At 37.7% G+C, this 22,917-nt stretch carries 20 protein-coding genes; 13 read left to right on the top strand and 7 right to left on the bottom strand.

The genetic code is table 11. The annotated features are described in order from the left end of the window. Nucleotides 1–99: 99 nt before the first annotated feature. The 8 genes from OO013_RS17705 to OO013_RS17670 all read left to right on the top strand — a co-directional run bounded on the left by OO013_RS17705 (nucleotide 100) and on the right by OO013_RS17670 (nucleotide 6,849). Nucleotides 100–882, top strand: coding sequence for a phenylalanine 4-monooxygenase (locus tag OO013_RS17705; protein WP_266058320.1), 783 nt, complete (start codon nucleotides 100–102; stop codon nucleotides 880–882). A gap of 243 nt (nucleotides 883–1,125) precedes the next feature. Beyond that, nucleotides 1,126–1,731: an imidazole glycerol phosphate synthase subunit HisH gene (hisH, locus tag OO013_RS17700; RefSeq protein ID WP_266058319.1), complete on the top strand. Its 606-nt coding sequence runs from the start codon at nucleotides 1,126–1,128 to the stop codon at nucleotides 1,729–1,731. Next, the gene (gene hisA, locus OO013_RS17695; protein ID WP_266058318.1) at nucleotides 1,732–2,469 is read left to right on the top strand and encodes a 1-(5-phosphoribosyl)-5-[(5-phosphoribosylamino)methylideneamino]imidazole-4-carboxamide isomerase; all 738 of its coding nucleotides are present in this window, start codon (nucleotides 1,732–1,734) and stop codon (nucleotides 2,467–2,469) included. Next, nucleotides 2,462–3,217: an imidazole glycerol phosphate synthase subunit HisF gene (gene hisF, locus OO013_RS17690; protein ID WP_266058317.1), complete on the top strand. Its 756-nt coding sequence runs from the start codon at nucleotides 2,462–2,464 to the stop codon at nucleotides 3,215–3,217. The genes hisA and hisF overlap by 8 nt, the downstream gene beginning before the upstream one ends. Continuing rightward, nucleotides 3,217–3,831, top strand: coding sequence for a bifunctional phosphoribosyl-AMP cyclohydrolase/phosphoribosyl-ATP diphosphatase HisIE (hisIE, locus tag OO013_RS17685; RefSeq protein ID WP_266058316.1), 615 nt, complete (start codon nucleotides 3,217–3,219; stop codon nucleotides 3,829–3,831). The genes hisF and hisIE overlap by 1 nt, the downstream gene beginning before the upstream one ends. Nucleotides 3,832–3,837: 6 nt before the next feature. Further along, the gene (gene ctlX / locus OO013_RS17680) at nucleotides 3,838–4,779 is read left to right on the top strand and encodes a citrulline utilization hydrolase CtlX (RefSeq protein WP_266058315.1); all 942 of its coding nucleotides are present in this window, start codon (nucleotides 3,838–3,840) and stop codon (nucleotides 4,777–4,779) included. Nucleotides 4,780–4,843: 64 nt separating this feature from the next. Next, a complete protein-coding gene (locus tag OO013_RS17675) occupies nucleotides 4,844–6,343 on the top strand; it encodes a dihydrolipoyl dehydrogenase family protein (protein WP_266058314.1) in 1,500 nt (499 codons plus the stop codon). Further along, on the top strand, nucleotides 6,343–6,849 hold the full coding sequence (locus tag OO013_RS17670; protein ID WP_266058313.1) for a rhodanese-like domain-containing protein: 507 nt from the start codon (nucleotides 6,343–6,345) through the stop codon (nucleotides 6,847–6,849). Before OO013_RS17675 ends, OO013_RS17670 begins: the two co-directional genes overlap by 1 nt. 5 nt (nucleotides 6,850–6,854) lie before the next feature. Here OO013_RS17670 and OO013_RS17665 read toward each other — a convergent pair whose 3' ends face one another. Both OO013_RS17665 and OO013_RS17660 read right to left on the bottom strand, forming a co-directional pair. After that, a complete protein-coding gene (locus tag OO013_RS17665) occupies nucleotides 6,855–7,436 on the bottom strand; it encodes a hypothetical protein (RefSeq protein WP_266058312.1) in 582 nt (193 codons plus the stop codon). Further along, a complete protein-coding gene (locus OO013_RS17660; protein ID WP_266058311.1) occupies nucleotides 7,423–8,616 on the bottom strand; it encodes an aspartate aminotransferase family protein in 1,194 nt (397 codons plus the stop codon). The genes OO013_RS17665 and OO013_RS17660 overlap by 14 nt, the downstream gene beginning before the upstream one ends. 220 nt (nucleotides 8,617–8,836) lie before the next feature. Here OO013_RS17660 and OO013_RS17655 point away from each other — a divergent pair, with 220 nt between their 5' ends. Together OO013_RS17655 and feoB are read left to right on the top strand one after the other, a co-directional pair. Continuing rightward, entirely contained in the window at nucleotides 8,837–9,064 is a 228-nt protein-coding gene (locus tag OO013_RS17655; protein ID WP_137091595.1) for a FeoA family protein, read from the top strand. Between the two features lie 3 nt (nucleotides 9,065–9,067). Further along, the gene (gene feoB, locus OO013_RS17650) at nucleotides 9,068–11,197 is read left to right on the top strand and encodes a ferrous iron transport protein B (protein ID WP_266058310.1); all 2,130 of its coding nucleotides are present in this window, start codon (nucleotides 9,068–9,070) and stop codon (nucleotides 11,195–11,197) included. Here the strand turns inward: feoB and OO013_RS17645 are convergent. Both OO013_RS17645 and OO013_RS17640 read right to left on the bottom strand, forming a co-directional pair. After that, nucleotides 11,192–11,980: a DUF3050 domain-containing protein gene (locus tag OO013_RS17645; RefSeq protein ID WP_266058309.1), complete on the bottom strand. Its 789-nt coding sequence runs from the start codon at nucleotides 11,978–11,980 to the stop codon at nucleotides 11,192–11,194. The two genes, feoB and OO013_RS17645, sit on opposite strands and share 6 nt — an antisense overlap. A gap of 78 nt (nucleotides 11,981–12,058) precedes the next feature. Then, on the bottom strand, nucleotides 12,059–14,071 hold the full coding sequence (locus OO013_RS17640) for an OmpA family protein (RefSeq protein WP_266058308.1): 2,013 nt from the start codon (nucleotides 14,069–14,071) through the stop codon (nucleotides 12,059–12,061). Nucleotides 14,072–14,298: 227 nt separating this feature from the next. On the opposite strand from OO013_RS17640, the gene thrA reads away from it, so the two are divergent. From thrA to thrC, 3 genes are read left to right on the top strand one after another with little or no spacing between them, the layout of a single operon-like run. Continuing rightward, nucleotides 14,299–16,755 carry a bifunctional aspartate kinase/homoserine dehydrogenase I gene (gene thrA / locus OO013_RS17635; protein WP_266058307.1) on the top strand — a complete coding sequence of 819 codons (2,457 nt, stop codon included), beginning with the start codon at nucleotides 14,299–14,301 and terminating at the stop codon, nucleotides 16,753–16,755. A 2-nt stretch (nucleotides 16,756–16,757) separates the two neighbouring features. Further along, the gene (locus OO013_RS17630; RefSeq protein WP_266058306.1) at nucleotides 16,758–17,711 is read left to right on the top strand and encodes a homoserine kinase; all 954 of its coding nucleotides are present in this window, start codon (nucleotides 16,758–16,760) and stop codon (nucleotides 17,709–17,711) included. 5 nt (nucleotides 17,712–17,716) lie between these two features. Beyond that, nucleotides 17,717–19,033 (top strand): threonine synthase, encoded by a 1,317-nt coding sequence (gene thrC, locus OO013_RS17625; protein WP_266058305.1) that lies wholly within the window; start codon nucleotides 17,717–17,719, stop codon nucleotides 19,031–19,033. Nucleotides 19,034–19,268: 235 nt separating this feature from the next. On the opposite strand, the gene OO013_RS17620 is transcribed toward thrC, so the two are convergent. Genes OO013_RS17620 through OO013_RS17610 form a run of 3 tightly spaced genes read right to left on the bottom strand, consistent with a single transcriptional unit; the run spans nucleotide 19,269 to nucleotide 22,860 of the window. Then, a complete protein-coding gene (locus OO013_RS17620; RefSeq protein ID WP_266058304.1) occupies nucleotides 19,269–19,979 on the bottom strand; it encodes a phosphoadenylyl-sulfate reductase in 711 nt (236 codons plus the stop codon). Next, complete coding sequence (gene cobA, locus OO013_RS17615) at nucleotides 19,961–20,713, bottom strand: uroporphyrinogen-III C-methyltransferase (RefSeq protein WP_266058303.1); 753 nt, start codon at nucleotides 20,711–20,713, stop codon at nucleotides 19,961–19,963. Before cobA ends, OO013_RS17620 begins: the two co-directional genes overlap by 19 nt. Next, entirely contained in the window at nucleotides 20,710–22,860 is a 2,151-nt protein-coding gene (locus OO013_RS17610; RefSeq protein WP_266058302.1) for a ferredoxin-like domain-containing protein, read from the bottom strand. The genes cobA and OO013_RS17610 overlap by 4 nt, the downstream gene beginning before the upstream one ends. Nucleotides 22,861–22,917: the final 57 nt, after the last annotated feature.

The raw sequence follows: 22,917 nt of genomic DNA, 5'->3' as shown, positions 1-22,917 counted from the left end.
TTCACCATATAAGAATTTTAATGCTGTGAATTGTATCATAGTAAAATAAAATTCGTTCATAAAACTAGACGACATTAGACAACATTAACCCTAAGGAATATGAGTACTGAATATGAAAAACACAGCGGTCTTCCCATTATGAATCAGGATTACGAGGCATATACAGAGGAAGATTTTAAGGTTTGGAAAATGCTTTTTGATAGACAGAAAGACAATATTCCTGTCTATGCTTCTGAGGAATATATCAGGGGGTTAGAGCTGATTAAGTTTAAAGCTGATGAGATCCCTAATATCAAAAAGACCAATGATATATTAAGAGACATAACCGGTTGGGAGATTTTCATCGTTCCTGGATTGATCGATGATGATAAATTTTTCCAGCTGATGTCTAATAAAAAGTTTCCAAGTTCGACATGGTTAAGAAGCTTAGATCAGCTTGATTACCTTGAGGAGCCGGATATGTTCCACGATATTTACGGACACGTGCCATTACTTACTAATCAGGCATTTGTTGATTTTCTTCAGGATTTATCAAAACTTGGCTTAAAGTATATAGATAATCCTCACGCTATTCATTTATTATCAAGAGTTTACTGGTTTACAGTGGAGTTTGGATTGATCAGAGAAAATGGCGAGTTGAAGATCTATGGAGCAGGTATTCTTTCTTCAAAAGGTGAAACTGAATATGCTACTACTGATAAACCAGAGCATATTGAATACGATGTAGATACAATGCTGGATACTTCTTACAGAAAAGATGTTTTCCAGACTAAGTATTTTATTATAGATAGTTACGAACAACTTTATAACTCTATTCCTGAAATTGACAGGCTTTTAGCTAAAAAAGTCGCAGAACATGAAGATTCTGCTGTTACAAAGTAGTTTTTATCTATTAAAACCAATAATTTTGAAAGCACCTTTAATAGAGGTGCTTTTAATTTTTAAAACAAATCGACCAAAGAGGTGAAAATGGTTTCCACGAATACCAATCAGTTTATTAAATCCCTGTTGTACAGTTACATTATAGGAAACTGTCACCATCATCATCATTGTCATTGATCTATTCCTATGGAGAGTGTCTCCATGATGAATTTCCTTATTATTTTTACGATCAATTTTACCTGAATGGATATAGCAATAATTAAATATAACGCCGGCAATGTGCAGTCTGTCAAATATGCTTTAGACAGGTTAGGTGTCAAATACAGACTTACTGATAATGCCTCAGATATCATGTCTGCGGATAAAGTGATTTTCCCAGGGGTGGGAGAGGCCAGTACAGCAATGAATTATTTACAAGAAAATGGTCTTGATACAGTTTTAAGAAGTCTTACTCAACCTACTCTAGGAGTTTGTCTGGGACTTCAATTGATGTGTCGCCATACTGAAGAAAACGACACTGAATGCCTTGGGGTTTTTGATATTGATGTCAAGCGATTTAAGCCGGATCCAAATGCTGTCATTTCTTATAAAATTCCTCATATGGGATGGAATAAAGTAGCTTATAAGGAAGGTCCGCTCTTTGAAGGAGTGGGAGCCCAGCCGTATTTTTATTTTGTACATAGCTATTATGCTCCTTTGTCAAAATATACACTGGCATCTGCAAACTATATGCACGATTTTAGTGTTGTAATACAGCGAAATAATTTCTATGCTATTCAGCCCCATCCAGAAAAAAGTGCTGATGCTGGAAGTTTATTTTTGAAGAATTTCATTGAAAACACGAAATAAATGGAGACCAGATTAATACCCGCAATTGATATTATCGAAGGTAAGTGTGTCCGACTTACACAGGGAGATTATGGTAAGAAAACTATCTATAATGAGGATCCTGTGGAAGTAGCCAGGGAATTTTTAGATAATGGTTTAAAGAATCTTCACCTTGTTGATCTTGATGGTGCTAGAAACAAGCAGATAGTAAATCTTAATGTTTTAGAAAAAATTGCCTCTCTTGATGGTCTTCATGTTGATTTTGGTGGAGGGATCAAACGTGATCAGGATGCTACCGATGCATTCAATGCCGGAGCAGATCAGATCACCGGTGGTAGTATCGCCGCGAAAGAACCGGAAACATTTTTAAGATGGCTTGAAAAATATGGGGCTCAAAAAATTATTCTTGGGGCTGATGCCAGGGATAAAATGATCGCGACCAGTGGATGGGAAGAAAAATCTGAGTTGGAAGTCACTGATTTTATCAACGACTACGTAAATAAAGGAGTAGAGTATGTGATCTGCACAGATGTAGCCAAAGATGGCCTTCTTCAGGGTCCATCATTTGATCTGTATAAAGAGATCATGGACAAAACCCCGAAAGTAAAATTAATTGCCAGTGGAGGTGTATCAGGAATTGAGGATATTAAAGATCTGATGGCAATGGAAGTTGAGGGTATTATAATTGGGAAAGCTATCTATGAGAACAAAGTTTCCTTGAAACAATTATCTCAAATAATTTTAGGACAGAATGCTTAGTAAAAGAATTATTCCTTGTTTGGATATTAAAGATGGCAGAACCGTAAAGGGAATAAATTTTGTCGATCTTGTGGATGCCGGGGATCCGGTGGAACAGGCAGCTGTTTATGCTTCACAGGGTGCTGATGAACTTGTTTTTCTTGACATAACTGCCACAGTTGAAAAGAGAAAAACACTGGTTGACCTTGTCAGGAAAGTAGGCAGCCAGGTTGATATACCGTTTACAGTAGGAGGAGGGATTTCCTCAATAGAAGATGTTTCTGCTTTACTCGATGCAGGAGCTGATAAAATTTCTGTTAATTCTTCGGTAGTTAAAGATCCGTCATTGGTAGATAAACTGGCTCTTGAATTTGGCAGCCAGTGTGTAGTCGTCGCTGTCGATACACGCTTTGTAGATGGTGAGCATATTGTTCACGTAAGAGGAGGAAGAACCCCAACAGATAAAAGAACATTTGAATGGATTAAAGAAGTTTATGATCGGGGAGCCGGTGAGATCTTGTTGACGTCGATGGATCACGATGGAACTAAACAGGGGTTTGCGTGTGAGTTAATGAGAGAATTAAACGAACAGGTTGATATTCCGGTTATAGCTAGTGGCGGAGCAGGTAGTATGGAGCATTTTTATGATGTTTTTACTCACGGGAATGCTGATGCAGGACTTGCTGCCAGTATATTTCACTTTCATGAAATAGGGATCCCGGAATTAAAAAGATATTTATTAGAAAAAGGACTAACAATCAGATTATAATGACTGATAAATTAAATATTGATCAGCTTGATTTTGAAAAAGGTGATGGATTGATTCCAGCAATTGTACAAGATGTGACCACTAAAAATGTACTCATGATGGGATACATGAACAGGGAATCTCTTGAAAAGACCTTAGAATCCAAACTTGTTACCTTTTATAGCCGTTCTAAAAAACGATTATGGACTAAAGGGGAAACCAGTGGTAATGTTCTCAATCTTGAATCAATCAGGCAGGATTGTGATGCAGATACATTACTTGTCTACGTAAAGCCTGCAGGTCCGGCTTGTCATACAGGTTCAGACACTTGTTTTGATGAGTCAAATGAAGGTAGTATTCAGTTTATAGACCATTTGAAAAAAACTATAAAGGACAGGTACGAATCACCTTCTGAAAAATCTTATACTTCATCTCTTTTTAAAAAGGGAATTAATAAGGTAGCCCAGAAGGTAGGTGAAGAAGCAGTTGAGATAGTTATCGAGGCTAAAGATGATAACAAAGAGCTTTTCCTCGGAGAGGCGGCTGATCTTTTATATCATTACCTGGTATTACTGCAGGCAAAAGAAATTGACCTGGAAGAAGTAATTGAAGTTTTACAAAAGAGACATAAATAACATAATATGAGTAATTCAATACAGGCAGCTCCGGCAGTGATGATGGTCAGACCTGTTCGATTTGGAGCTAATCCTGAAACTGCAGTGTCAAATGCGTTTCAGCAATCTGATGAGAATAGTGCGAGTGAATTAACACAGCAAAATGCCGTTAAAGAGTTTGATGCATTTTATGATCTCTTAAAAGAGAATGGTATTGAGGTTGTTGTTATTCAGGATACAGATGATCCTCACACTCCGGATAGTATTTTTCCTAATAACTGGATATCATTTCATGAGGGTAATATTGTTGTTAAGTACCCTATGGAAGCTGAAAACAGACGGTTTGAAAGAAGGGAAGATATCGTTGATATATTAAAAGAGGCAGGATACCTTGTTTCTGATGTTAAAGATATCTCTGAGCCTGAAAAGTCTGGTAAATTCCTTGAAGGAACCGGTTCCATTGTTTTTGATTATGACAATAAGCTTGCCTACGCTAATTTATCCACAAGAACTGATGAAGATCTTTTAAAGAATTTATGTGAGGAAATGGGTTTTGAGCCAGTTATTTTTCACGCATATGATCAGAAATACGGTAAGGATGTTTATCACACAAATGTAGTAATGTGCCTTGCAGAAAAGTTTGTAGTGATTTGTCTTGATGCTATTCCTGAAGAAGAACATGGTATGTTACTCGATAAATTTGAACAGACCAATAAAAAGGTGATCGCTATCAGCTATGCGCAAATGAATAATTTTGCCGGTAATATGCTGGAAGTAAAAAATAATGAAGGAAAGTCTTTTACCATCATGTCTAAAACGGCCTATGATTCATTATTGGAAGGTCAGATCAAGGAAATAGAAAAGCATTCAACAATCTTAACACCATCGATTCCAACTATTGAGAAATATGGAGGCGGTAGTGTAAGATGTATGCTTGCAGGTGTCTGGCTCGAAAAGAATGCCAATTAACAACTTATATCGATTAGAAATTATTATTTTAACCCTGACAACAATAATATGTCAGGGTTTTTTTATGGAAAAATACGACTTATGTGTGATAGGTGCAGGGCCCTCGGGTTATGCTGCAGCTATGCGAGCACTTGATTATAATAAAAAGGTTTTATTGGTAGAAGGTAAAAAGCTCGGAGGCGCCGGCTTGTGGAATGGTGCCTTGAGTAGTAAAACGTGGTGGGAATTGAGCAGGCAGATATCGACAGTCAGGCATCATTTGAATCTCCAGGGAAAAGATATGCCTAGAATCAGGTTTAAAGAGGTGTACAATGAGGTGCTTAATGCCACTAATATGAGGCAGGCTCAGTTACTTAGCCAGATACAATATGCCGGAAATAAAGATATTGATGAAAATATCACTTTTAAAGAAGGTAAGGCATATATTGACACTCCTCACACTGTCAAAATTACTTGTGAAGACAATTCTGAGGAAGTCATTGAAACAGAACATATTATTATTGCTACTGGTAGTCGACCCAGGCAATTACCTGATATTGAAATAGATGAGGAATATATACTCAGTAGTGACGGGATTGAACATCTTCGTGATTTCCCCAAGAGCATGGTAATTCTTGGTGCAGGAGTTATTGGATGTGAATATGCAACAGTATTCTCCAATTTTGGCTACACTAAAGTTCACCTGATTGATAAAGGCGACAGAATACTTCCCTTTGAGGATCCTGATGTTGTAAACAGAATAGAAAACAATTTTGAGAAAAATAACGTCCTTATTCACAGGAAGTCCCGGTTGATAAGAATGGAAGTAGTTGATGATCGCGTGGAATATGAACTGGAGTATCATAACGGAAGAAAGCAACTTTTCACTGTAGAAAAGGCTCTTGTTTCAGTTGGCAGAGTGCCAAATATCGAAAATTTATGGTCTGAAAGTGTTCCGATAGAATTTGATGATCGGGGAATAATCAATAATGATACCCAAACATCAGTGCCTAATATTCATGCTGTGGGAGATATTACCTCTGATATGGCTCTGGTCAATATTGGTGAATTAGAAGGCCGCCATGCCGTAGATCAGATTTTTGGGAGTACAAATAAGGAACTTAACTATAAAAACGTTAGTACTATAATGTTCCTCAATCCTGAGGTTGCCGGAGTTGGTTTTAATGAGCAGCAATTGAAAGATAAGGGTACCGATTACAGGGTAGTTACATTAGATTATGAATGCATCCCACGAGCAATAGCACGCCAGCTTACAGATGGCTTCATGAAGATTATTGTAACTGATGACCCGGACATGAAAATTCTAGGTATGCGGGTAGTAGGATTTTCTGCTTCTGCATCGATCGAGGCAATAGCGCTTTTGATTCATATGAACCAGGGGATAGAACAAATGGCTGAATTGGTGCATCCACACCCAAGTATTACGGAGGGAATACAGGAATGTGCGAGAATTTTATGTGGGAAATCAATTTTAAAGCCTCATTTATTAAAAGAACATGTAACTTGTAAAGCCTGGAGGTCAGGTGAATACGTAGATTTATTAAAGTTGAATTTAATTGAATAATGAAAAGTAAAATACTTATTGGGTTGATTTTTTTTATGGGAATATTTTCTTCAAATGCTCAGTCAAATGTTTCAAGTGGTTCTTACAATTTACTTCTTAAAACTATGTTGGATCATTCGGTTGAAGAGATCAATGTAGATGAAGCGTTAAGAAGACCTGATGCAGTTTTTTTAGATACTAGATCATTTGATGAATACGCTGTAAGTCATATTCCTGCTAGCAAATGGATTGGATTTGAAGAATTTGATATTGAAAAGGTATCTGATTTGGAAAAAAGTACACCAATAATTGTTTATTGTAGTATAGGCTACCGTTCTGAAAAAATAACTGAAAAACTGGTTGAAGCAGGTTTTACTAATATTTATAATTTATACGGGGGTATTTTCGAATGGGTTAACAGGTCATATCCCATTGTTGATAGCTATGGTAATCCTACAGATCAGATTCATGCATACAGCAGAAAATGGGGGGTGTGGCTATCCAAGGGAGAAAAGATCTACCAGTAATTATTTTACTGTTTGGTTCGGTTGATCAGATCAATTTGAACAGATTTAGCAGTTATTAATCTCTTTTTCTTACAATTTTCTGTATCTGAGTCTGTCCAGATAAACTCGAAATTGGTTAGAGAATCTAATTTCGTTTTCACAAATATTTCGTTGTCGAACGATTCATTCCACTGAGAACTTTTGAGGTAAGCGGGGTGATCAGATTCAAGGTTATTATCAATAATGTATCCTCCCGGAAAGATATCGATAACCTGCTTTTCTTTGTTTTTACCTGAAATTATAAGCTGAAGCAGGTCATCACATTTTTTCTTATTTACCTTATGTGTAGATATGAGCTTATTGTCGTCAATTCTGAAATATAGTGCAAGTCCGTCTTCTATTTTTCCAATCTTAAATTTCAATAAGTCTTTTTTCCTTCCCGGAACTTCGTACCATTGTTGATTTCGCCAACCACTTTCCTTAAGCATACCATCAAGCTCGAAATCTGAAATATCTGATAACACCACCGACGTGGTTAAAACTTTTTCTTCTTGCTGACAACCAAGGATAAGAAAAATACTTAGGAAAATTAACTTAACCTGCTTCATTGATCGCTTTGTGTAATTGTTCGCATGCCCAGTCAATTTCTTCCTCAGTGATAACCAGAGGAGGGGCTACCCGCATTGATTTATCATTAAATAAAAACCAGTCCGTCATCACGCCGTATTCGATAGCCTTGTCAATAATAGCTTTTAATTGCTCAAAAGAATCAAATTCCACCGCCATCATCAGTCCGGCTGACCTGACATCTTTTACCTTAGGATTTGATTTCAGATTTTCGGCAAACCTGTCTGCTTTATTTTGTGCCTGTTCGTATATTTTAGTTTCGGTAAGAGTATTTACAGTTGCAAGAGCTGCAGCAGCTGAAACCGGGTGACCTCCAAAGGTTGTAATATGACCGAGGATCGGGTTGTCAGTGAGGCATTCCATTATCTCCTTAGAAGAAATAAAGGCACCAATAGGCATACCCCCGCCTAACCCCTTCGCAGTAAGTAATATGTCAGGTTGGATTTCATAATGTTCAAAAGCCCAGAATTTTCCGGTACGGCCCATTCCCGCCTGAATTTCATCCATCACCAGTAGTGTGCCAGTTTCAGTACATCTTTTTCTTACTGCCTGCCAGTATTCTTTAGTTCCCTTTACTACACCAGATTCGCCTCTTACAGTTTCAACAAAAAAAGCAGCCGTTTCTTCTGTAATGAATTCATTCAGATGGTCAAAATTACCAAATTCTATATGATCAACACCTGGTAAAAGAGGCCTGTAATTCTTTTTAAATGTTTCATTTCCCAATAAAGAAAGTGAACCATTGGTGCTTCCATGATAGGCATCAATACAAGAAACGAGTTTTGATCTTCCGGTATATCTTTTTGCAAGTTTCATGGCTCCCTCAGTCGCTTCTGTGCCCGAATTAACAAGATAAACTACACTAAGTTCTTCAGGAAGAGTATCTGCTAATGCTTTGGCCAGTTTCACTTGCGGACTCTGAATAAATTCACCATACACAAGTAAATGCATATATTCTTCTGCCTGCTTTTGAACAGCCTCAACTACTGCGGGGTGGCAATGCCCCAGGTTGCTAACGGCAATTCCGGAAATAAGATCCAGATATTTTTTACCATCCGGACCGAACATCCAAACCCCCTTGGCTTTTTCTATTTCTACCATTAAAGGAAAACCTGAGGTCTTTGCTAAGTGCGACTGAAATAATTGTCTGTTTGTGAGCATGGCGCAAAAATAAGCAGTATTTGTTGGTTAGCCAATTATGGTTGAGTTGTTAAACTGATGATTCTTAATTGCAGTCTCCATATTGTATAGAGATATGATATATGAAAGCGATAAATGCTTAATAAATCATATAGAAAGAGGTGGATTCATGTATAATTTTACTTATTTTTGAGCTTTGATTAGAATTAGTCTAAATAAGTCTCTTAACATTACGTTATAAATGGCAACATTAGCTTCACTTAAAGAAAAACGGTCTGCAAGAATCTTATCTTTTCAGGATGACAGAATTGCATCGAAACTTTTGAGTATGGGGATTTTGCCCGGATCGATGATACAAGTGGTGCGTAAATTGCCTGGCAGAGGGGCTATATATTTGAAAGCTAACGGATATGGGATCGCACTTCGAAACCATGAGGCCGCAAGTGTTTTACTTGAAGAGCAGAGTTGATATATGAGTGATAATAACCTACCCACCCTGGCATTGCTGGGTAATCCTAACTGTGGGAAATCATCAATTTTTAATATTCTAACTGGTTTACGACAAAAGGTAGGAAACTTTCCTGGAGTAACTGTTGATAAAAAAGTTGGTATTACTAAACTGGCAGATCAGTCAGTAAAGGTAATAGACTTTCCTGGGACTTATAGCTTATATCCCACTAGTAAGGATGAGTCAATTATCATCAATACTTTCAGCAACCCTTCCGATCAAAACTATCCTGATGTCGTTGTGTATGTCGCTGATGTGACAAAGCTTGAACCACAGATGTTACTTTTAACTCAGATACTCGATCTGAATTTACCCGTGGTCCTCGCACTAAACATGACAGACCTCGCAGAAGAAACAAACCTGACTTTTGATGAAGAAAAATTGCGACAGGAACTAGGTATTCCGGTTGTAGCAGTGAGTGGTCGCAGGGAAGAGAATTTTGATAAATTAAAAGAGGCAGTTTTTCAGGTCTATCAGGGAATAAATCATCTGGATCAATCTCACAATGCGTTTTATAAGCTTTCTGAAAATGAAAAACATATCGCAAAGGAGATTAATTCGGTAATTGGTAGTGAGAATGATTATCGATCGCTGATCGTTGCCCATCACTATTCAGATCTTAATTACCTTGATGGTTCACAAAAGTCTCAGATTGAAGAAATTGTAAATAAATTTGATTACAACGAACTCAGGGGACAGATCGATGAAACCATGGCCAGGTACAACCGGTTTACTCCGATCGTAAAATCCGCTGTCAGAAAATCAAACGAAGAAGCCAGGTCATTTACTGATAAGGTTGACCGCATCTTAACTCATAAGATCGCCGGACCGATTATATTCTTTGGATTGATGTTTCTGGTTTTTCATGCCATATTTTCATGGTCTTCTTATCCGATGGACGGGATAGAATGGATGTTTGCCGAAGCAGGTACTTTTCTAAAGTCGAATTTGCCTGATGCATGGTATACTTCATTACTGGCAGATGGGGTGATCTCTGGTCTTGGAGGAGTTCTTGTGTTTATACCTCAGATTGCAATTCTGTTTTTATTGATCAGTTTGCTGGAAGAAATAGGTTACATGTCCAGAGCCGTATTTATGTTTGATAACATTATGCAAAAGTTCGGGCTTAATGGCAGATCGATTGTTGCCCTGATTTCCGGAGGTGCATGTGCAGTACCGGCCGTAATGGCGACAAGGACTATCAGTAACTGGAAAGAAAGATTAATTACTATTATGGTTACCCCGTTGATAAGCTGTTCGGCGAGGATACCTGTATATACCCTGTTGATTGCCTTTGCCGTACCGCCTATAATGATCGGGGGGTTTATCAATGCGCAGGCGTTAATGTTTATGGGACTCTATTTGTTAGGGATTATTGGAGCGTTATTATCTGCTGTGATTTTTAAATTGATCCTGAAAACAGAAGAGCATAGTTTTCTTATGATTGAGCTTCCTCCTTACAGGAAGCCAAATATCAAAAATGTATTATTAACTGTCAGGGAAAAAGTTGAGGCGTTTATTTTTCAGGCTGGTAAAGTTATAATGATCATTTCGATCATCCTTTGGTTTTTAGCAAGCTATGGTCCTGGTCAGCAAATGGAACAGGCAAGAGAAGAGGCTATTGAATTGGCTCAGAAAAGAGATCTCAATGAAGATGAAACTGAAGACCTGATCGCATCAAAGCAAATTGAAAACAGCTATGCCGGATTCTTCGGAAAAGCAATTGAGCCAACAATTGAGCCTCTTGGATTTAACTGGCAGATCGGAATTGCAATAATCACATCATTTGCTGCAAGGGAAGTCTTTGTAGGCACAATGGCAACTATTTACAGTATTGCCAGTAAGGAAGATGATGAAGTCACCATTAGAAATAAACTTGTAAAAGCAACTGACCCGGAGACGGGTGAGAAAGTTTATACCGTGGCAACCTCAGTTTCTCTATTACTTTTTTATGTCTTTGCCATGCAATGCATGAGTACTCTGGCTGTGGTAAAAAGAGAAACTAAATCGTGGAAGTGGCCTACTATACAATTTTTCTTTATGGGTGCGATGGCGTATTTATCATCATTGATAGCCTATCAGCTACTTTCATAATGTATTGATCCTGGAAGATTTAATCTTTGTTTCGATTTCATTCCAGAAAAGAATTCTGTCTTTAAGAGCTGAGGCACTGAAGCGGTAAGCATCTGCCCATTTCACAGTGTCATTACCACAGAGTGATCTGATCATTTTTAATGCCATGGGGCCATGGTGGTCACCGTCAACTTCAATGTGTCGTTCAAAATAATAGATATACGGATGTAAGTTCACCTTAGTGCTTCTCTCCATCTTCTGAAGCATTACATTAAACATATCCGGAATGAGGTCTTCACGCCCAAAAGTAAAAAGGGAGGCAAGGATGTGAGGTTGTCCCTTAGAAATATAATCAAAAGTCTTTGAAACGAATTTTTTAGCTTCAGGGGGTATATCAGAACCTGCAATGTAGTCTTGCATTTCCTCTATGTCTTCGGGAAGATTATTCATGAAGTGATAAAAAATTGATGTATCAGCTCCGGCTACTTCCATTGCCTTTAAGTACATGTCAAGATGAGATGCGGCTTTCCCATTTTCATCTAGGTCGCTTTCCTCTCCAAGTACAATTTCATTTATAAGTCGGCAAATTTCAGGGTTTTGAGGTGTTTTCCAGGGTACAGAAACTGAGGTTAATTGATTTTGAAGAGATTTTAATAAGGACATAAAGTCCCAAACAGCATAGACATGACTTTCCATAAAAAGATGAAGTTCATCTATATTTTTAACCTCCTGGTATAGCGAATGGTTTAATAAGCTGTTGCGAAGAGGTTCGAGTTCTGTTTTTAATTCTATAATATTATCCATAAAAAATTGCCTGAATTATTATGAATACGGTAGTATCCGATAATAGTTCAGGCAGTAAAGCAGAAAATTATTATAAAATTATATTTCGATGATTTTCACTTCAACCCTACGGTTTTTAGCCATGTTTTCTTCCGTGTCATTAGGAGCAATTGGTTTTTTATCGCCGTATCCTTTGGTTGATATTCTGTCAGGAGAAATACCTGCCTGAACTAACACGTTTTTCACTGCTTCAACCCTTTTTTGAGAAAGTTCCAGTTTATTTTCAAAGCTACCCCTGTTATCGGTATGGCCTCCCAGTTCGATCTTTAATGTTGGGTTATCAACCATCATTTTGATCAATTGATTTAATTCACTTTTACTGACAGGTAAAATAATTGCTTTTGCTTCTTCAAATAAAATGTTATCAAGTGGGATTATTTCACCAACTTCCTTCGGATATAATTTAAGGTCTCTCCGGATTTCCTGGAAAAAATTCAGATCTCTTAAATCCACATTTTCGCTAAATGAGAGGTAGCCATCTGCAACAGCGGTAAAGTCAACATAATTTCCGGCAGGAATGATAAACTGGTAAAAACCTTCAGACAGTGAATTGTTAAACTGATCAATAGTCTTACCTGTTTCCAGATTAGTAAGTATGATTGAAGCATCTACAGGCTGCTTGGTTTCTCTTTCAAATACCTGTCCAGACATAAGAACTACAGGGTCTGGTTTGTAATTGATGTTCAGAAGGATTCTGAAAATATCTTCTTTCTTCTTATATGAATTCTGATTTGAAGTGAAATATCCATAGTCTCCTTTTGCAGTCACTGTGAAGTATTCTTCGTCACCAATTGTATTTACCGAACCACCGATATTTTCTGGATTTGACCAATTTCTATATGTGTCATCCAGGCGTCGCGAAACATAAATATCAGATCCTCCCATACCACCAAATCCTTTTGATGAGAAATAAAGGGTTTTCCCATCGGCTGCCAGGAATGGAGCATAATCATCCTCGTTACTTTTTACACCTTTTAATGGTATTGGTGCGCTCCAGGCTAAATTATTTTGTTTAAATGATACATAGAGGTCTTTGTCACTTTCTTCATTAGCAGCAAAACTCAATATCATTTGTTTTCCGGAAGGAGATAAAACAGCGTCCATATGCATTCCATCAAATTCAAGTCCTGAAACCGAGATCGGTACGGGGTCAGTCCAGTTATTGCCTGAACGATAAGTGATCAACATCCCTCTGTCAGCATTCGGTGTTTTTCCTGATATTAAATAAGTAGAACCATCGGCACCAATGCTTAGCAGGCGATTAAATTTTCTGGTATTCTGATAAGATAAATTCTTTCCCTTTACAAAACTGCTACCAAGAGCAGTACTCACATAGATATCTCCTTTGTCTTTCTTACCTCTTTTGTTTTCGGAATAATTTTTTCTGTTGAAATATAGTGTTTCTCCGTCAGCTGTAATTAATGGATATAATTCAGGTTCAGGATAATTAACTGCAGGCCCCAGGTGCTCTCTGCCAGTCTTAATTTTTAAATCAGGATTATTACCTGCTGAAGGAAGATTCATAGCCAGCAATTCCCTCCTTAATAAAGGAATGTCAGCAGTCCTGCTTATACCCACTGCGTCGATCTGTGGCATCTCTTCAGCTCCTATGGTGCTTACAGATAGTGATAATGATTTGATTTTTTCCTCAGTAAGAGGAACTTTAATAAAGTGCCAGTTTACGTTTTGCACCATATTTTCAGGGGCGCTTTTATAAACTTCAATCTCATTACCTTTAATATCTGTCAAGATTACTTTAGTTACCTTTCCGGGAGCATAATTTTCTATAATTACTACCGTCTGAACCTGATGAGGCTTTTCGAATTCAACTTCTATTTTACCAATTTTATCAAGTCCATTTACTTCGACACCGCCCTCAGAAGAGGCTCCTTGAATTGCATCAGGTTTGCCTAAAATATGATCACTATTATTGCCTTTTTCAGGAGAAATATCGGAAATAGAAACTATTTCATCCGCCCAGGTGATATGTTGAGAGCTAATTGCTGGTGCTACAAGAAAAATTAAAAATATTATGTATATCAGCTTATTCATTAGATGTAAATTTCAATTAAAGATAAATAAAATAAATTGATTTACTGTTTCCAAGAATTAATAAAGTTATGGCCTAACGACTGATCGTATTTTTAAAATATCCTATCTAAATTTGTCTTTTTGTTAATAATATGTCATTTTTGTTGAGATCCCCTTAATTATTTATTCCTTTCTTTAAAGGGATATTTTTTCATTGCTTATATAAGCAGGCAGGTAAAGAAAATCTTATGAAAATCATCAAGTTCGGAGGTACTTCTGTTGGAAGTGCCCATGCAGTAAAAGAAGTACGTAATATTATAGAAAACCTTGAATCAGAAGGAGAAAAGGTAGCAGTTGTGGTATCTGCTCAATCTGGTATTACCAACAAACTGGTAAAGATCGGGGAGCTTGCAGCAGAACAAGATGAGACGTATTCTCAAATTTTCAATGAGATCGAAGCACAATTAATGGGGTTGATCACAGATCTGATGCCCATTAACCGACAAAGTCAGATTATTGCTGAGGTTAAAAAGCTTTTGAATGATCTTGAAGATGTGGTTCATGGGGTTTTTTTGCTACGGGAACTTACTCCGAGATCATCTGATTTCATCCTTTCATTTGGAGAGAGGTTTTCCGGAAGAATTGTTTCTGCTTATTTAGCAGTAAACGGTATTGACGCCAATTATACTGATGCGCGCGAACTTATTTTAACTGATTCAAGCTTTGGTGAGGCCAGAGTGCGATTTGAAGAGACTGAAAAACGAATAACAAAATATTTTGACAATCATCAAAAGCTAAACATTGTTACCGGTTTTATTTCTTCTAATGAAAAGGGACAGACAACTACTCTTGGGAGAGGAGGGTCTGATTATACAGCTGCCATTCTAGGTGCCGCCCTGGATGTTGAAGAAATACAGATCTGGACTGATGTGGATGGAGTAATGACTGCAGATCCGAAAAAAGTTAAAAGAGCTTTTTCATTAGAAACCATAACTTATATGGAAGCCATGGAAATGACTCATTTTGGAGCGAAAGTTATTTATCCGAGGACTCTACAACCTGCTGTAAATAAGAGTATTCCATTGAGAATCAAAAATACTTTTAACCAGGAATTTGCCGGCACCATGATTAGCGATCTTTCCTCAAAAAGTGATTATACTGTTAAGGGAATAACTTCTGTTGAGGATGTGGTTCTTGTGAATTTTCAAGGCTCCGGAATGGTAGGGGTGCCCGGTATTGCTTCAAGGTTATTTGGATCTTTAGCGCGTGCAGAGATCAATGTTATTTTGATCACTCAGGCTTCTTCTGAGCATTCGATCACTTTTGCCGTTCATCCTAAAGATGCTGAACTCTGCAGGGAAATAGTAGAAAATGAATTTGAAAGAGAAATAGAAACAGGAAAGATCGATGAACTGGATATCGAATACAATCTTTCTATTCTTGCCTGTATCGGAGAAAAAATGCGCGAGACACCGGGCATTAGTGGTCGTTTATTTAGTACCCTGGGTAAAAACGGGATTAATATTAAAGCTACTGCCCAGGGATCTTCTGAGTTAAATATTAGCGTAGTAATTGAAAAGCCAGATCTAAGCAAAGGCCTTAACGCATTACATGGAGCATTCTTTAAAGGCGAAGTTCATAGTTTAAACGTGTTTATGATCGGGGCCGGACTCATTGGAAAAACTCTTTGGGAACAGATAAAAGACCAGCACGAATATTTCATTAATGAGCGCAGGTTAAATATAAAACTTGTTGGAGTAGCAAATAGTAGAAAAATGCTTTTCAATAAAGATGGTATAAATATCGATTCATGGTTTGATGATTTGATGGAGCATGGTGAACAGAGTGATGTTCACGTGTTTGTACAGAAAATGAAAGATATGAACCTGCCACAGTCTGTTTTTATAGATAACACTGCTAATAAAATTGTTGCAGCTCAATATAAAAAGATATTGAATAGCAGGATTTCTGTTGTAACTCCTAATAAACTGGCTAATTCCGGCCCATACAGATATTATAGAGAGCTTAAAAATGCCGAATTAAAGAATGGCGTTAAATATCTTTATGAAACCAATGTAAGTGCGGGGTTACCAGTGATAAAAACCATAGAAAGCTTAAAATTATCCGGAGACCGGGTAATTAAAGTGGAAGGTGTACTTTCCGGGACAATTTCTTATTTGTTTAATGAATTTGATGGAAGTAAACCGTTTAGTCAGCTTGTGAAAGAAGCGATGAACAAAGGGTATACCGAGCCAGATCCAAGAGAGGATTTAAATGGAATGGATGTAGCCAGAAAATTATTGATCCTTGCAAGGGAATCAGGACATGAACTTGAACCGGAGGATATCAAACTAGAAAGTATGTTGCCTGAATCATGCTTTAATGTTAATTCAGTGGATGATTTTTTTGTTGAGCTGGAAAAGTTTGACGATGAAATGTTAAAGAGGAAAGAAAAGGCTGATGAGGAAGGAAAAAAACTCAGGTATATTGCCAGGTTGAATAATGGAGAGGCCGAAATAAAATTAATTACTGTCGGACCGGGACATCCTTTATTTGATATGTCGGGTAGTGATAATGTTGTATCTTATACCTCAACTCGCTACAAGGAAAGACCAATGGTGATCAAAGGGCCTGGAGCGGGGGCAGAAGTAACTGCCGGAGGAGTATTTGGTGATTTATTACTGATCAGCAGCTATCTTGAATAATCATGTCTGATAAAGAAATTAAAAATAAAATAAAGGTTTTTGCGCCGGCTACAGTAGCAAATGTTAGCTGTGGATTCGATATTTTGGGATTTGCATTATCCAATCCGGGAGATGAAGTAACACTCCAAAGGATCCCTGACGGAAAAGGCAATGTCAATATTTCTGGTATATCCGGAGATGGGGGAAGACTTCCAAAAGAGGTTGATGAAAATACAGCTGGAGTGGCTGTAAAACTTTATCTTAAAAATACAGGCATCTCTGATAGTGTAGAGATCAGCATTGCAAAGCAAATGCCTCTGGGAAGCGGAATGGGGTCAAGTGCTGCCAGTGCGGTAGCTGCTGTAGCTGCTTGTGAGGCTTTATTTGATGCCGGAATGCCATTGATTGATCAATTAAAAATTGCAATGGAAGGGGAGAGGAAGGCTTGTGGTACGGCGCATGCTGATAATGTAGCTCCCGCTCTGTATGGAGGGTTTACATTGATCAGAAGTTATCAACCATTGGATGTTGTAAGGCTTCCGGTTCCTGAAAAATTGTACTGTGTTTTAATCAATCCGGATGTTGAAGTTAGGACCCAAAGCGCAAGGGAAATATTAAAACAAAAGGTATCTCTACAGGATGCAGTTATTCAAACAGGTAATGTGGCAGGGTTAATCAGTGCTCTTTATTCTGAAGATTATGAATTATTAAGTCGTTCACTGCAGGATGTTTTAGTTGAGCCAATAAGAAAAATTTTAATTCCGGTATATGATAAAATGAAATATACTGCATTAGAAAACGGAGCTCTGGGGTATGGAATTTCGGGGAGCGGACCATCAATGTTCGCTTTATGTGAAGGTAGGGAAAGTGCTGAAAAAATTGTAAAACCACTGAATGAAGTACTGGATAATGTGGGTATTTCAGGAAAAATATATGTTTCTCAGGTCAACCAGGATGGGCCTGTAGTTAAAGAGTAAGAGCAATGAAGTATTATAGTACCAAAAATAAGAATCAGCCATTTTCATTTAAAGAAGTGGTAATAAAGGGTCTTCCTGATGATAATGGTCTTTTTATGCCAGAAACCTTTCCAAATTTCGAAGATGATTTTTTTGAAGGGTTAGAGAATATGCCCCTTGATAAGATTGCAACTGAAGTGATTTATCCTTTTGTTAAAGAGGATATTCCTGAGGAGGTACTTAAAGATATTTGTAAAAAGGCATTTAATTTTGAAGTTCCATTGATAGAAGTGAAACCAAATTTTTATTCAATGGAGCTATATCATGGTCCTACGTTAGCATTTAAGGATTTTGGAGCCAGGTTTATGGCCGGTTGCCTGGGGTATTTTGCCTCTCAAAATGAAAGAGAAGTGAATATATTAGCTGCAACTTCCGGAGATACTGGTGGTGCCGTTGCTGCAGGCTTTTATAAAACCAAAGGTGTTAAAGTAACCATCTTATATCCTAAAGGAAAAGTTAGTGAGCTACAGGAAAGACAGCTGACTACATTAGGAGAAAATATCACAGCGCTTGAGGTTGATGGCACATTTGACGATTGTCAGAAGTTGGTTAAAAAGGCTTTTCTTGATGGGGAATTAAATGAAAAAATTAATCTTTCATCAGCTAATTCAATTAATGTCGCTAGATTATTACCCCAATCAGTGTATTATTTTTATGCCTGGTCAAGATTGAAGTCGGCTGGTAAAAAAGTTGTTTTTGCAGTTCCAAGCGGAAATTTTGGGAATATTACGGGGGGACTGTTTGCTAAAATGATGGGGCTCCCAATTGAAAATTTTGTTGCTGCTACCAATGTTAATAAAGTAGTTCCCGATTATCTGCAAGAGGGACAATTTATTCCAAAACCATCAATTCAAACTGTTTCGAATGCTATGGATGTGGGCAATCCTTCTAATTTTGAGCGTTTGATGTCAATTTTTAATAAAAACTGGCAGCTTACCAGAAACGTGATAAAAGGATATTACTACACTGACGAAGAAACTCTTGAGGCAATCAGGCATGTATTTAATAAGTATGGCTATATATTAGACCCTCATGGTGCAGTTGGGTATAAGGCATTATCATCGTATATAAATGGAAAATCAAGCACAATTGGAGTATTACTTGAAACTGCCCATCCGATAAAATTTGCTGAACATGTAGAAGAATCGATTGGAAAAAAACTTGAGGTTCCTGATGGAATTAGTGAATTGTATGAAAAAGATATTGCTAAAATTCCGATGAGTAAGTCTTATAATGAATTCAAAGACTATTTATTAAATAAGTCAGGAGTTAAAATAAAATAGGTTGAAAAACGCCGCCCGGGGAGAGCGGCGGTCTTTCAACCAAAAACATTAATTATGCACTAATCGTCTTTTATTAATATCGTTATTACGATGAATAAAGTCAAGCGAATCCAGTGAAAAATTAATTAATAATGTCTGAATATCAATAATTTAGCTTTTTTAAAATAAAAAACCGGCTTTGTAGCCGGCTTAAAAGGAATCAACCTTTTACCTCAATCATTGCTTTTATTCGATATTATATATGGATCCCGCATTCTGTTTTATCCGTACCTGCCCAGCGACCTTCCCGCCCATTACCTTTTTTTGTACAATGAATACATCCTATTGAAGAGTAGCCTTTGTGAATTAATCTGTTTTCAGGAAATTGATAGATAAATTTGTACAACGACACCTCTTCCCGGGTCATATCCAGTAAAGGATGAAATTTCAGAATATCTTTTCTTTTTTCGAATATTCTGAGCCCGGCCCTGTTGGCATTTTGATGAGCCATCAGGCCACTGATCCATATTTTATGATTCCGTTTTATTTTTTCAAGAGGATCTACCTTGTTTACCATGCAGCACAGGTCATGATTAGCAATCCAGGTTTCGTTTTTCCTTGTAAATTGATGTTTCGTCTCTTCCGGATGAATTTCTATCAAGTTAAGCCCCAACTGATCTTTAATAAGTTCTTTATATTCATAAGTTTCTTCGAAATGATATCCGGTATCGATAAAATATACCGGAAGATCTGGTTTTATTTTACTTACCATCGAGAGAAGAACTATCGAATTACTACCAAAAGACGTTGTAAGAAGAATATCTTTCTCATCAAAAAGATTAAAAAATTCTTTCAGCCGGTCTTCCGGTTGAAGATCGCTGTAATTCTTGTGTAAATAATCGAGATAATCCAGACGGTCAGGATAAGCATCCGGATTAAAATTATTTCCTATGCTGTTTTTAACCATGATTTAAGTACTCTTTGATAATCCGAATGAGTAGAAAGACTTTCTCCTGCCACAATAATTCCAGGGCCATTTAAAGTTGGTTCTGCATTTAGCTTTTCTTCAATATCACGAACTCTGCCACTAATTACCTGTGCGTCAGGAAGACTTCCGTTTATAATTATGGCAACCGGTAGATCTTTTCTATCTGCATTTTTAAACAACTGCATAATTCCTGAAAGCTTTCTCATCCCCATGAGTATTACCAGGGTCGATTTTGATGAAATCGAATTTTGCAGGTCTTCTGAAATTTTCCCGTCAGAACCGGTAGCTGTAACTACTGTAAAGCTTTGACTAATACCACGATGGGTGAGAGGATAAGAATAAAGACCAGGTAATTGAAAGCTCGAAATCCCCGGAACAACAGATGTATCGATACCAAAGGATTCAGCATAGTCTAATTCTTCTTTTCCGTGAGCAAAGACAAAAGGATCTCCACCCTTTAGTCGTACTACATGACCATATTTGAATGCATAATATATGATCATGTCGTTTATTTCAGACTGCTTTTTACTATGTTTACCTGCTCTTTTTCCCACAAATACTTTTATTGCACAATCATTGTACTCCAGTAGCTCAGGTGAAACCAGAGCGTCATACAGAATCACATCTGCAGATCGAATCGCTTTTATTCCTTTTAAAGTGATCAGGTCTGGATCTCCAGGACCTGCACCAACTAATGTTAATTTTGTTCTCATGCTTTATAATGTTCGCTGACAACTACTTTGTCAAAGTTTGATATTTGATTAGCTCTGAAATCATTGATCTTTTTAAAGAACTCTGAGGCTTCAGAATTATATTTTGAGGCAAAATCAGCCGATGGATTATTTTTGTTAATTTCCAACACGCTGGTTTTAAAATCAGACCAGGCTATTTTATTCTCATCTACCAAATGCTTTTGGAAGTCACTGATAATGCCAGCATGTGTATTGCAGGATATGTCCAGGGATAGCAGAACAGCCTTAGCTGCAATGATCATGCTGCTGTAAGCAAAGTAAATTGAGTGTGCGTAACGATCCTGGTAAAGCTCTTTGTTAGATTTCTCGAGCTTTTCACCGGCATCCTTTATTATGGTTCCGATAACATCAAGACTTACACCGGCACATTCACCAGTACCGATCTCAGGAATAAATTCACTATCGGCACCCCAGTCCAGGTATTCTTCCGGCAAGATGGCACTTGTATCAGCCAAAGGCTTTAAGATATCGTAAAAGTACCGTTTACCTTGACGCTTAAAATAACTGTGAAACTTTTCTTCTCCACCACTTTTGAAGGCCTGGAAATCATCAATTATTGTTTTTAAAGCCCTGGGTATTCGTTTAGTGGGCAGTTTGATCACTTTTTCAGCGATCAGACCATTACCATTTTCATCAAGTCCACCACCGAGCACGATTTGCATAGCTGGTAAAACTTTGTCACCATTTCTGATCGAGCTGCCATGGAATCCAATATCAGCAATCATATGTTGCCCGCAACTATTCATGCAGCCACTGATCTTAATATGAAGATCTTTATTGCCTACAAGCTCTGGATAATCGTTTGATATAAGTTTTTCCAGCTCAACAGTTAATCCGGTACTGTTGGTCACAGCAAGATTACAGGTATCAGTACCCGGGCATGAGGTAATATCAGCAAAGCTGTCAAACCCAGGTTCTGCTAGTCCAAGTTCATCTAGTTCCGCAAATAAATGAGGAAGATGTAAGGACGGGATAAACTTAAGGAGAAGTCCCTGGTTGATAGTGATCCGGATATCATCAGCCGCATATTTTTTTACAATTCCTGACAGCTTTCGTGCAGTATCAGAGTGGATGTCTCCCTTAGGAACTCTTACTTGTGCAGCATAAAAGCCTTTTTGTTTTTGCTCAAAAACATTTATTTCTCTCCATTTTTCAAATTTTATCCTGTCAAATTCTCTGGATAATTTTTCCCGGTTAAATTTTGGGAGTGCAGGAATTTCTTTCTGATCCGGATTGATGGTATAAACTGGGAAGGGGAGAGCAGTGCGTTCCTTCTCTGCCAGTTCAAGGAAAGTATCCAGCCCCAGTCCGCGTTTAGGTTCAATGAGGTATTTCATACGGGCTTTAAATCGCTTTTCTCTTTCACCATAGCGGTCAAAGACACGCAACCCGGATTCGATAAATGGGATGAGTTGATCTGATGGAAGAAAATCAAAAGCTTCCTGTGCGGTAAATGGCTGAGCCCCCAGACCACCACCGATAAGCACGCGAAAACCTCTGACTTCTTTACCATCGATCAATTTAATTTTAGGTATAAATCCGAAATCATGGATAAAACCATATGCATTATCTTTATCACTTGAAGAAAAAGCGATCTTGATCTTTCTGCCCATTTCCTGGTTTACCGGATATCTGAGGAAATACTCAAATACCGCCTGCACATAAGGACTTACATCAAAGGGTTCTTGAGGATCTATACCTGCAGAAGGTGAAGCTGTAATATTTCTCAATGTGTTGCCACAGGCTTCTCTTCCAGTAATTCCTGCTGCTTCCAGTTCTTCCCAGAGTTGAGGAGAATCATCAAGGTTTACATAGTGCAATTGAATGTTTTGCCTTGTTGTCAGATGCAGGTTGCCTGTGCTGAATTGATCTGACAGGTCAGCCAGAACAGAAAGTTGATCAGCAGTCAGTTTTCCGTAAGGAATTTTAGTTCTGAACATTTGCACGCCTTGCTGTCGCTGGCCATAAACTCCTCTGGCAAGACGAAAAGCTTTGAAGCGTTCTTCATCTATCTTTCCCTCTTTAAAAAGTTCGATCTTTGTTTTTAATTCTTTTATATCTTCCTGAGCTTCAGGGCTAATTAAGTCTTTTTTAGATAAACTTGACATGATTTTGCATTATTAAAGGTCAATAAAAAAAGCCCCCGGGATTTGATATATTATCCG

It is taken from the genome of Mangrovivirga halotolerans (assembly GCF_026241165.1).
In the GTDB taxonomy this organism is placed as follows: domain Bacteria; phylum Bacteroidota; class Bacteroidia; order Cytophagales; family Cyclobacteriaceae; genus Mangrovivirga; species Mangrovivirga halotolerans.
This window is presented reverse-complemented; position numbering and strand designations above follow the sequence as displayed.